Origin of the sequence: Wolbachia endosymbiont of Madathamugadia hiepei, assembly GCF_013366855.1 — a bacterium.
In the GTDB taxonomy this organism is placed as follows: Bacteria; Pseudomonadota; Alphaproteobacteria; order Rickettsiales; family Anaplasmataceae; genus Wolbachia.
The window spans coordinates 1-11,182 of the sequence record NZ_WQMP01000019.1 but is presented as its reverse complement, the minus strand read 5'-3'; the positions used below and the strand labels follow the sequence as shown (position 1 = coordinate 11,182).

The window sequence follows — 11,182 nt, the reverse complement described above, 5'->3', positions numbered from 1 at the left end:
TTTTTTCTACGCTTATTTCATATTCTTTACAACGCAAAAAACCTTCCATTTCCAACTCTTTCTTTATCGGCTAATCCATAGTTAGCGTTACTAGGATAGTGATGAAAAGAAGTGCAAGCCAGAAAATATGTTTTCCATAATCTAATTAACAATATAAGTAATATCTGGATGACCACATGGTTCAGCAACTACCTGTAACAACTTTGAACTAACATCCTTCTGACTTTCTTTCATAACTTCGATAAATGTTTCATTAAGTTTTCCACTGCTAGCATCTTGTTTATTTAATAACACATAATCTTTAAAATCAGTTTTGTTCCAATGATGAAGGGCATAAACTGCAGTGAAAAGCAGTAGAGTACATGAAATTGCAACGACTGGCCAGTAAATGGTAGGATTTGTGTATAAATTTACTATATTACTCAAACCACCTGTTGAATACAGTGTTAAAGGAAAGGTTATGCTTCCAGTAATAAGAACTGTGCTTAAAATAGGAAGCCATAGTCTATCATTGACTAATGAATTTACTTTACTCTTGTAACAGATTGGCCGTCCTATAAGTTCTACAATTTTTGCACTATTTTTTTCTTGTCCTTGAAGAGGATGGAACGTAAAGTAAACGCGATTACCGTTACTATATTTTAATACCAAGGACTTGATACACTTGTCTTTCGGTAGTGTATCTAATATCTCATCTAGAACTTTTTGAGTATCTCTTTCTTTAATCTTATGTTCCTCAGTACGGACTGCTTGTATAAGTTCCCACATAATTCCCAAGACTAAACAAGATGCTAATACCCCACCAAATATAGTGACAGGATTTACGCTGCTAATGAATCCAATAAATCCTATTTGTTGCACACTCAAGGCGATTGCCGTAATACAACACGTCGTAACAAGACCTGCAAGAGGTATTGTAACTTTTTTCTTCTGCATCACATACTTTACTTTCTGTAGAAATCTGTTTGTTTTTTTACCATCTAAGAGCAAAGACTTTCCAGAGCCATTTTCGCTCGTATACGATGGTGAAGGAGTTGGAACCATACCTAAATCTTTAATATTCTGATGATTCTGTATAGGTTCTTTAATCCATTTTTCTACTTCGTCTAAATAACCATCATTCGCTGTTCTGTCTGTTTCTGTTATTAGCTCACTAGGCACGTTGATTCTTTTAAATGCAATAGTTTTTAATTCCTCTTGCACATTGTCCTTTTCTGTAACAGTTGCTCTAGGTGTTGGTGTAGGCGTTGTTGATCCATGCATACTACTCTCCAAAATTAATTACCAATACTGTGTTGATTACACTATAATTATTAAGATGTAGTAAATACTAATTTAAGGATAGATATGAAAAATTTAGTATAAAAACTGCCTATCAAAGATTCTTTCGTCTAGTGAATAATCTTTGTCAAAAAGTAGAGTGACTGTGTTCTCGTGGTCTTTCTGCATTTTTATCTGTGATATATTATGGAACTCCTTGTAATCTGATACCACAAGTGCTGGACGATTTTCCACGTCGTTAATGTCAATTTGTACTACTGTATCACTTGAGATTAACGCTCCGTTCCAATGCCTTGGGTGATAGCTATTAATAGAGGTCAGTGCAAGTAAGTTTGAGTTTAATGGTAAGATTGGGCCTCCGGCGGAAAAGTTATATGCAGCGCTACCAGTTGGGGTAGACAATATTATTCCATCCCCTCTAAATTTTTCTACTTTTAGCTTGTCATTGATAGTAATATTCATTTCTACTATTTGATTCGCTTTTCTGAAAACATATACCTCGTTTACTGCTATGTAATGGTATTTCTTGCCACCTATATCTGTAGCTTCCGTTTTTAACAAAGTGAGCTGAGTTGGGATTGTGCATTCTATGTTATAAACTAGATCTTCGCTGCGGCTAAAGCACTTATTCATCAAAAATCCAACATTACCAGTATTTACTCCATATACATGTATGTTTTTATTTCCTATCACGTAATTATGCAGGGTGCGTAGCATAAAGCCATCACCGCCAACAACTACGAGTAGATCAATTTCGGATTTATTTTCCTCTGTTATACTGATAGGATTAAATTTTTGTAACAGTTTGGATACTTCCTGCGATTTTGGTGACTCAGAAGCAACGTAGGCTATATTTTTATATTTATGCATGCTTCACTCAAAAAGAAGCAAAAACTAGAAGATACCTCCATATTTATCATTAAACTTAGCTATTTTGCTAGTTTTGCTTGCCGATCCACTTGTCAAACTTCCAGTCCATGCAGGGTGGGTTAAAGGATCTCTATCAAGTTTTACCTTATCACCTTCCTTTCCATAAGTGGAACGAGTTTCAAACTCTTGACCATTTGTCATGATTATAGTAATTTTATGATAATCAATTTCTGCCATTGCTACCTACAAACTTCTAGTTAGTTAATATTCTAGTGGATTCGATTCACTAAGTCAATTATTATTCTAAAATATTGATAAAAAATAAATAAAGTAGTATACTTGATGAAGAATAAATAATAATTATTATGATTTTTGCTTTCCCTGGTCAGGGCTCTCAGTTTGTAGGAATGGGAAGGAGCTTATATAGTGAGTTCTCTGTTGCAAGACAGGTATTTTATGAAGTAGATAGTGTACTAAGTAGAAAGTTATCTAGTTTAATTTTTGACGGCCCTATTGAAGAATTGACCATCACAGAAAATGCTCAGCCAGCTATAATGGCGGTGTCAGTTGCAATGCTACGTGTTATGGAGCATGTGTTTGGCAGGTCTCTTTTCTCTGATTGTAGCGTTCAGTATGTTTGTGGGCATTCAGTTGGCGAGTATACAGCACTGTGTGCCGCAGGAGCATTGACTCTCGAGTCTGCAGTCAAACTGCTGAAAATTCGCGGTGAAGCGATGCATGAAGCCTCTTTGAAATGTAAAGGCGGAATGGTTGCATTGCTTGGAGCAGAGATAAGCGAAGTAGAAGATATATTGAAATCAGCCAAAATTGACGGGGTTTGTGAAGTTGCAAACGATAATGGTGGTGGACAGGTAGTGGTAAGCGGCACTGCGGAAGCTCTTGAAATGTTACCCGATCTATTCAAAAACTCAAGTGTGAGGAAACTAATTAAATTGCAAGTTAGTGGACCTTTTCATTCATCTCTTATGAAACCCACTGATGAAAAACTCTTGGAATTTTTGGAAAACATTACAATAACTCGACCCCTAATTCCCTTTGTATCAAATGTTACAGCCAAAGAAGAAAGTGACCCAAAAATAATAAGAGATTTGCTTGTTAAGCAAATCATAAGCAAAGTAAGGTGGAGAGAGATGGTTTTATATATGGTAAACCGCGACGTCAACAAATTCGTTGAAATTGGGCCTAATAAAGTTTTATCTAATTTAGTCAAAAGAATTGATCAATCCATCAGTACAAAAAATATAGGTAGTATTGGTGATATTGATAATTTTCTTAATGAATCGTTAGTGTTGACAGCGGAAAATCTCGAAGTCAGTTTAAGTTAAAGTGTATAGCTAGCGCAAATAAGGTTGATTGTTAGTTCTACCAATTAAGGGAGGGGTAAGAAGTATGACAAATATTAACACTCAAGAGTACGACCTAACATTAGGCAGTACCACAGTTAAACTTTTTATTGAAAGTGATGACATAAGTGGAATTAATTTTATTAACGTGCATCAAAACGAGGTAACTTCAAGAGAGGCCGGCAAGCGCATAATCCAACAATTTGGCGGTAGGATGTTGTATATTATTCATGGCGATGGTACTTCACGTAATGTAGAATTTAATTTAAATGGTGAAGTATGAGTTTGATCCCAATCGTATATTTGACGACGTGGGTGCAGAGGCTAGTTTAAAAAAATTTGGCAATTTCTCAGAAGGTGCTTTGAAAGCAGTTAGAAATTTTGCAGAAAAAATTTTAGATTTCTTGCTTCCCGGTCAAGACATGTCATCGCTCTGCATAATAACTACAACTCTCCTAGCTACTCATTCAAAAGCTATTTTTCTCCACCACTTTCCCGTGATGTACTGAAGATTTATCCAGAAGTATGTCCAGAAAGCGGAACGGGTGAGTTTTTCTACACGACAGTTGAAGATTGGTTTGAGGCTTTAAAACAGAAGGAAGTTTTTAATATAATATTGCAAAACAACAAAGCGGTTGAAGACGATGGTTCTTTATCTGTATATGCTGGAGAAAACAATATTCGGTACTCTAATGTGGAGGCAGAGCATGGTCATTTAGAGCAGCAAATAGATATGCTATCTGCTTTACACAGTGTTTTATTTCCAAATGCAAATCAATCCCCAACGGTAGAATTAGAATAACATAAAGCGTACTGGCTGCTTATACAATCAATGAACTACCTGTTATTTCGTCTGTTTTTTTAATTCCAAGTAACTGTAAAATAGTGGGAGCGATATCAGATAACTTTCCATCTCTCAGCTTCAGACTGTTATAAGAATCAAAGCATACGATGAATGGAACTGTATTCAAAGTATGTGCCGTATGGGGTGTATTGTTTTCTTCATCGAACATGCACTCAACATTGCCGTGATCTGCCGTAACAATGAGCACAGTGTTACCCACTTCTTCAGCAGCATTGAGCACTTTCATAAGGCAATTATCTATAGCTAGCACAGCCTTCTTAGCTGCTTTCATGTTACCTGTATGACCTACCATATCAGGATTAGCGTAATTTACAACTATCAGTGCGAATTCTTGAGAATAAATTTTTTCTACAAGCTTTTCTGTGAGCTCAAAGGCTGACATTTCAGGTTGCAAATCATAAGTTTTAACTTTTGGTGAAGGAATGAGAATTCTTTCTTCACCGGGAAAAGGTTCTTCTTTGCCGCAATTGAAAAAGAAAGTTACATGAGCGTATTTTTCAGTTTCAGCAATACGTAACTGTCGTAATTTATTATCCGCTATTGCCTGTCCTAGAGTATTAGTGAAAGATGTAGGAGGAAAAAGACAGGGAATTTTTAAGTCCGCTTTGCATTGCATCATACTTAAAGTTGAAGAGAATTTTGCTACTTCAATGTAGTCTGTTTTACCAAGCAAAATACTCGCCAATTGTATCATTCGATCGGCACGAAAGTTAGCCAGTAACACTCCATCTTCTGGCTTTATACCTTGATAGTTACCTATTACTGCGGGTCTGATAAACTCATCAGTTATGTTGCTTTGGTAGTTATTGTCAATCAACGAAATCACACTATCGTGACAAGGTGCCTTTGCAAATGCGATAGCTTCGTAAGCTTCAATTGTTCTTTCCCACCTGTTATCACGGTCCATAGCGTAATAACGTCCAGAGACAGTAGCAATTCTTATGTCATTACCCTTTATACTCTCTTCAAATTCTTGAATGCATTTTTCCCCCGAATTTGGTGATGTATCTCTGCCATCTAAAAATGCATGTATCACCACTTTAATTCCGTGTTGCGATATTTTATTTGCTAGAGTTGAAATATGTTTTTGATGCGAATGAACACCACCGTCTGACACTAATCCCATTATATGGCATACGCCATGCTTACTTTTTAAATTGCCAATAAAGTTTTGTAGATTTGCATTGTTTTCTATTGTTCCTATTTCTTGATTAATGCGCTGTAGGCTTTGCATCACTACTCTGCCACTGCCAATATTCATATGGCCAACTTCTGAATTGCCTATCTGACCATCTGGTAGCCCAACATCGGCTCCACAGGAAGATAAACTGCATTTTGGGTAATTAGAGCTAATATACTGCCAACAGGGTGGATTTGCATTGCTAATAGCATTATATTGACTATTCTCTATTCCATTTCCCCAGCCATCTAGTATACATAAAACGACCGATTTAAAGTTCATACGGTGCTAGAATTCTATAGGTATAACATGATACCAAGAACAAACTCTTTCCACAATCTCTATATTGTGTGACATGAAGTTTGTAAAGGAGGAATTATCAAATATCACATAGGTGCGTCAGAACAACATTAGATCTCTTGCATGACAAACTAGTTTTAGCATGTACGAAAAAACTACTTGACAACCTGCGTCAGTTCTCTTACAATAGGATTATGGGTGTTTTAGGCCTAAAATTTATCTTTAATCTTTGTATTAAGTGACAAAAGCAGAGTATAAAACAAGGCGTGTTATGTTTAATTTTTGCAGCATGGACACTGCATGTCTTGATAATTTTTTGTCTACATTAGCTGAGCCTCGCTTATTAAGCGATGTAAGAGAGAACCGGACGCCAAGTTTTTGAGAGAACAGTAAACAACTCACATTGCGGGGTTTTTTTGTCTTTTTTTAAATTAGTTAAAAAATTAACCGATCCCATTTTTTTCACAAAAAAATTGCTTGACAAGTTTTAACGTTTCCCTTATCATAAATTATGGGTATTTACAACCCCAAGGTCAGCTACTCGTCAAGCGTATAGGACATTAACGCCAAGTTATTAAAATAGATATTGACCAGGGTTTCTTTTGCTTTTTTTTCTATTTGGTAAATATTAAAGCAATTCATAAACAAACATTTATTTTTACAGCAAGTGGTATCATTCCAGCACTTGACGCACAGCTAATGAACATTGCAATTAGCAGGTAATTTGCGTAACAGACGGTGTCATCCAAGTAGCGTACACTGGAGCCCAGCCTTTCTATAATCATCAAAACGTTATATTTTAACATAAAACAGCTACTTTTATACTCACCAACTTAATAAGATTCTTGGATGCCAGTGTCAGCTACTTGCATGACACCCTCCTACCCAATTCATGAATTACAATTAGCAATCAATATTAAGAAATTTACCAGATAGAGAAAAAAGCAAAAGAAGCTCTGGTCGGTATTTATTTTTAGTATTGGCGTTTTTATGCCTTAAACGCTGCAATTTAGCTGCTTTTAAACTACAACTAACCTTGACTTAAGCGTTAAGAAATTTACTAAGCAGAAAAAAAGACAAAAGAAATCCCGTGGTAGAAGTTGCTCACTCTCTAATCCTGCAAATTGGCGCACTATACTGTCTTAAACGACTTATAAGCGCGTTTCAGCTTGTATAGGCAAAAACCTAGAAATCTAGGTGAAATTAATAAAGACATGAGGCGCACATAGTGCAAAAAATTAAACATAAGACGCCAGCCGTGATACTTTCGTCGTTTAATCTGCACAGATTGAAGCTAAATGAATAGCTCCAACTTTATGGTAAGGGTAACGGCAAAAGTTGTCAAGTAGTTTTTTTATATTGGGTATGTGCCTAGTGCGCTGCTAAAACTGGTTTGTTATACGAGAGATCTAGTGAAAATCGACATGATGTCTCTTGACATCTGGTGAATCTATGAATAGTCTGGAATAGTTTTGTGTTAACTTAAGGAGTTATTATAACGTTTATTCAATTACTTAATAGAGAATTAGATGATTTGCATTTATTAAAACATCAGTTTTACCAATCATGGAATGAAGGAAATTTGAGTCTTGAAGCTCTACAAGTTTATGCTAAGGAATATTATCATCATATTGCCGCATTTCCTCGTTATATCAGCGGTATACATTCTTTGTGCCCAAATCTGAGAATGCGACAAGTTTTGCTTGGTAATTTAATAGAAGAAGAACAAGGCGATGAAAACCATCCAGAGTTATGGCAACGTTTTGCTGAAGGGCTTGGTGTCTCACGATCTGATCTTCGTGAAGATGCACAAATTAACGAGACACAAGAATTAGTTGATGGTTATTTTGATATTGTACGATCAGGCTTTGCAATGGGTCTTGGAGCTCTTTATGCTTATGAACGTCAAACTTCAGAGGTTTCTAAGTCTAAAATTGAAGGTCTGAAAAAGCATTATTCAATAGATGATGAGCGCTCTCTCCAATTTTTTACGGTTCACATGAATGCTGATGAATGGCACTCTGAGGAGTGCGCAAACCTTATTGCGGATTTAAATGAAGAAGAACAAGGGAAAGTTATGCAAGGTGCTAAAAAAGGAGCAAAACTTTTATGGGGTTTTCTTGATGGAATGATGAATGCTAATGTGTGTCATTAGTTGTAAGTAGATTAAACTCAATGGTGTAATGTCTGCATGTAATCTTCTTATATCTGATTTACGGCTTTGGGTTCATTTAGGGTGTAGTGCAGAAGAGAAATTCCATCCCCAATTAGTGAGTATTAATGTTGATTTTACCTTTAAGTCTCCTCCTGTAGGGCTTATAACTGATCGGCTTGAAGATACTATCTGCTATCTGGAGGTAGTGCAGAATATACAATCGCTTGCTCAAAGCAAGCAATTCAATTTAATCGAACATTTTACTCATGATGTATATGTAACCATTAGTAACCTTTTGATGCAGAAAAGGCATATTATTTCTTCTATAAGAGTGACTACTCACAAAGTTGCACCATCCGTTCCCGATGTACATGGGGGTGTTCTCTTCACCTATTACAATGCACTGCAAGAACAGGAAGATAACTAATGGTTTACATTTCTATTGGCTCAAATATAGGGAATCGCCTTTCTAATTTACAAAAGGCTGCTCAGTTACTAAAGGAGCGCTATTTTAAAGATCTAAAATCTTCGATTGTCTTAGAAACTAAGGCTATTTTACCAAATGGTGCTCCAACTGAGTGGGACAAGCCATTTTTTAACATGGTTGTGTATGGAAACTGCTCTGTTTCTCCTAAAGAGTTATTAAAGGGCCTAAAACAAATCGAATGTGACATTGGCCGTCCACAGATTCATGAAAAGTGGGCACCTCGTATTATCGACTTGGATATTTTATTATGGGATGATCTGACACTCGATACACCCTACCTTAAGATTCCTCACCCAGAATTGTTAAACAGACCATTTTTGCTTCACTTGATGGCAATGCTCAGCCCCATGGGTGATATTCCAACGACCAACAAAACGTTTGGTACTGTTGCTTACAACACTCCTAGCGTTCAAGACTGCTTTTTAAAGAGTTTTACGCTTTCACCAGAGCTTGTGGGAATTGTCAACGTCACTCCTGATTCATTTTCAGATGGTGGTCTCTATTATGAGGCAGATCAAGCAAATAAGCAGGCATTGCAACTTGTATCAGCTGGTGCAAGCGTAGTTGATCTTGGTGCTCAATCAACAAGGCCTGGATCCTCGATGCAAACCCCAGAGGAAGAATATGGACGTTTAAAACCAGTACTTGATAATCTTAGTCATTATATGAAAGCTGGCGATATTAAAGTCAGTATTGATAGTTTCTGGCCGGATGTTATTTTAAAAGCTTTGGAATATTATAACATTGCTTGGGTAAACGATGTTAAAGGAGATCTAGATGATAATACCTTAAAAGCAATTGCTAGCGGTGGGTGTAGCATCGTTATTATGCATTCACTTTCCATACCAGCACATAAGGACAACATTATTCCAGGTAACACTGACCCCGTCAATACCATAAATCACTGGGTAGAGAAAAGTATTGATAGATTACTAGCTCTAGGTTTTAATAAAAGCTCAATAATTATTGATCCTGGTATAGGTTTTGGAAAATCCCTATATCAGAATATCTGGATTTTGCGCAATATAGAAGCATTGCAAAGTTTCGGCTGCAAGGTTCTAGTGGGTCATTCTAGAAAGTCATTTATTTCTTCTTTTTCTTCAGAACTTGCCTTTAACCGAGATTTAGAAACAATTTCTATGTCATCTGTATTACACAATAAGGTTGATTTCCTTCGAGTGCATAATGTGCGCGATCACGTGCGATTTTTTGTAGCCCAAGCTGCCTTACAGGGATGATGATTATCGGAGTTATGGCCGTTGATCCAAACGGGGTAATTGGAATAAATAATGGATTGCCCTGGCATTATCCAAGTGAGCTGGAGCACTTTCGCCAGGTGACTGACAAACAAGTTATTATTATGGGAAGAAAGACATTTGAGACCATGCCTCAAAGCATATTGAAGGGTTGTGTTCCTGTTGTTTTTTCTCGTAACAAGCTAAGCTCGTGTTTTAATAGAGATATAAAATGTACTATTGTTTCTTCTGTGCAAGAGTTTCTATCAATTCCAAATAGTTGGAATTACTCCAAAATCTTCATGGTTGGTGGAGCGCAGATAGCGCACCTTTTTTTAGAGCACAATCTAATCTCAGAATTTATCATAACAAAAATTCACAAACCTTATAAAGGTGATGTATATTTCAACTTAGCACTCCTTGATGGGTGGAATAAAACTATTCTCACCGAAACAAAAGATTATACCATATGCAGGCTAATATATGCAAGTTGAAGCAATTTACACCCATCGCGTTGAATGCGGTGAAACATTAGAGAAGATTCTTGATCGCTATGTTTCAAAACTGTTGAGGGAGGAGGTTGTGCTTGCTATTACATCAAAAGTCATTTCCGTTTGCCAAAAGCAAGTAGTTCACAACACTGCCTGCTCTAAAGAAGAGCTGATTAAAAGAGAAGCTGATGCGATTGTTGATGCAGATTGCAACCCACATGGCATCTATTTGACAATTAAGGATAATATCTTAATTCCATCTGCCGGCATTGACGAATCAAACGGTGATGAGGTGTATATTCTATATCCAAAAGATGTCCAGAAAACAGCTATATCAGTATGGAACTACCTAAGGACAAAATTCTGCATAAAGTATCTTGGTATTTTAATTACAGATAGCAATATAGCACCTATGCGTCTTGGGGTTACAGGAATTGCTCTTGGTTGGTGTGGATTTGAGCCGCTTTATTCTTATGTAGGCAAGCCAGATCTTTATAGTAGGCCACTCCAGGTAACACAAATCAATCTTCTTGATGCGCTGGCAGCATCTGCTGTTTTAGTCATGGGAGAAGGGGCAGAACAAACACCAATGGCAGTCATTAGAAATGTACCAAAAATCCGCTTTCTTACTCGTCCACCGACTATAGAAGAAGAGAGAAGTGTTAAGATATCGATGGAAGAAGATCTTTATTCTCCTCTACTCATGAAAGCCCGATGGTTGAAGAACGGGGGATAAATTTATAAAGCTAGGGCATGCAGCCCGACTTTTCCTTTTATATCATACGTTAGATCTCTCGCATAGCAAACCAGCTTTAGCATATACAAAAAAACTACTTGACAACCTTCGCCGTTACCCTTAAAAGGCTAACTATGGATTAGCCGATAAAGAAAGAGCTGGAAATAGAGGGCCTTTTGGGTTGCATGGAATATGAAATAAGCGTAGAAAAGATGTGA

Annotated in this window: 14 protein-coding genes; 9 read left to right on the top strand and 5 right to left on the bottom strand. The window is 36.8% G+C overall.

Annotated features, from left to right (window positions below):
- Positions 1-141: 141 nt before the first annotated feature.
- From GO685_RS01285 to rpmE, 3 genes are all read right to left on the bottom strand, one after another.
- The gene (locus GO685_RS01285; protein WP_175937221.1) at positions 142-1,263 is read right to left on the bottom strand and encodes a hypothetical protein; all 1,122 of its coding nucleotides are present in this window, start codon (positions 1,261-1,263) and stop codon (positions 142-144) included.
- A 93-nt stretch (positions 1,264-1,356) separates the two neighbouring features.
- A complete protein-coding gene (locus GO685_RS01280; RefSeq protein ID WP_175937220.1) occupies positions 1,357-2,151 on the bottom strand; it encodes an NAD kinase in 795 nt (264 codons plus the stop codon).
- A gap of 24 nt (positions 2,152-2,175) precedes the next feature.
- Complete coding sequence (rpmE, locus tag GO685_RS01275) at positions 2,176-2,388, bottom strand: 50S ribosomal protein L31 (RefSeq protein ID WP_041046380.1); 213 nt, start codon at positions 2,386-2,388, stop codon at positions 2,176-2,178.
- A gap of 128 nt (positions 2,389-2,516) precedes the next feature.
- On the opposite strand from rpmE, the gene fabD reads away from it, so the two are divergent.
- The 4 genes from fabD to GO685_RS05495 all read left to right on the top strand — a co-directional run bounded on the left by fabD (position 2,517) and on the right by GO685_RS05495 (position 4,317).
- Positions 2,517-3,497 (top strand): ACP S-malonyltransferase, encoded by a 981-nt coding sequence (gene fabD / locus GO685_RS01270; RefSeq protein ID WP_175937219.1) that lies wholly within the window; start codon positions 2,517-2,519, stop codon positions 3,495-3,497.
- Between the two features lie 64 nt (positions 3,498-3,561).
- Positions 3,562-3,798, top strand: coding sequence for a hypothetical protein (locus tag GO685_RS05505; RefSeq protein ID WP_246226321.1), 237 nt, complete (start codon positions 3,562-3,564; stop codon positions 3,796-3,798).
- Positions 3,785-4,024: a hypothetical protein gene (locus GO685_RS05500; RefSeq protein WP_246226319.1), complete on the top strand. Its 240-nt coding sequence runs from the start codon at positions 3,785-3,787 to the stop codon at positions 4,022-4,024. The genes GO685_RS05505 and GO685_RS05500 overlap by 14 nt, the downstream gene beginning before the upstream one ends.
- A 107-nt stretch (positions 4,025-4,131) precedes the next feature.
- Positions 4,132-4,317, top strand: coding sequence for a hypothetical protein (locus GO685_RS05495; protein WP_246226317.1), 186 nt, complete (start codon positions 4,132-4,134; stop codon positions 4,315-4,317).
- A gap of 19 nt (positions 4,318-4,336) precedes the next feature.
- Here GO685_RS05495 and gpmI read toward each other — a convergent pair whose 3' ends face one another.
- Complete coding sequence (gpmI, locus tag GO685_RS01260; RefSeq protein ID WP_175937218.1) at positions 4,337-5,842, bottom strand: 2,3-bisphosphoglycerate-independent phosphoglycerate mutase; 1,506 nt, start codon at positions 5,840-5,842, stop codon at positions 4,337-4,339.
- A 656-nt stretch (positions 5,843-6,498) separates the two neighbouring features.
- Complete coding sequence (locus GO685_RS01255; protein ID WP_175937217.1) at positions 6,499-6,666, bottom strand: hypothetical protein; 168 nt, start codon at positions 6,664-6,666, stop codon at positions 6,499-6,501.
- A gap of 689 nt (positions 6,667-7,355) precedes the next feature.
- On the opposite strand from GO685_RS01255, the gene GO685_RS01250 reads away from it, so the two are divergent.
- Genes GO685_RS01250 through GO685_RS01230 form a run of 5 tightly spaced genes read left to right on the top strand, consistent with a single transcriptional unit; the run spans position 7,356 to position 10,964 of the window.
- Entirely contained in the window at positions 7,356-8,015 is a 660-nt protein-coding gene (locus GO685_RS01250; RefSeq protein ID WP_175937222.1) for a CADD family putative folate metabolism protein, read from the top strand.
- 28 nt (positions 8,016-8,043) lie between these two features.
- Positions 8,044-8,442: a dihydroneopterin aldolase gene (locus tag GO685_RS01245; RefSeq protein ID WP_175937216.1), complete on the top strand. Its 399-nt coding sequence runs from the start codon at positions 8,044-8,046 to the stop codon at positions 8,440-8,442.
- On the top strand, positions 8,442-9,740 hold the full coding sequence (gene folP / locus GO685_RS01240; RefSeq protein WP_175937215.1) for a dihydropteroate synthase: 1,299 nt from the start codon (positions 8,442-8,444) through the stop codon (positions 9,738-9,740). Before GO685_RS01245 ends, folP begins: the two co-directional genes overlap by 1 nt.
- The gene (locus tag GO685_RS01235; RefSeq protein WP_175937214.1) at positions 9,737-10,231 is read left to right on the top strand and encodes a dihydrofolate reductase; all 495 of its coding nucleotides are present in this window, start codon (positions 9,737-9,739) and stop codon (positions 10,229-10,231) included. The genes folP and GO685_RS01235 overlap by 4 nt, the downstream gene beginning before the upstream one ends.
- On the top strand, positions 10,221-10,964 hold the full coding sequence (locus GO685_RS01230; protein WP_175937213.1) for a putative folate metabolism gamma-glutamate ligase: 744 nt from the start codon (positions 10,221-10,223) through the stop codon (positions 10,962-10,964). The genes GO685_RS01235 and GO685_RS01230 overlap by 11 nt, the downstream gene beginning before the upstream one ends.
- Positions 10,965-11,182: the final 218 nt, after the last annotated feature.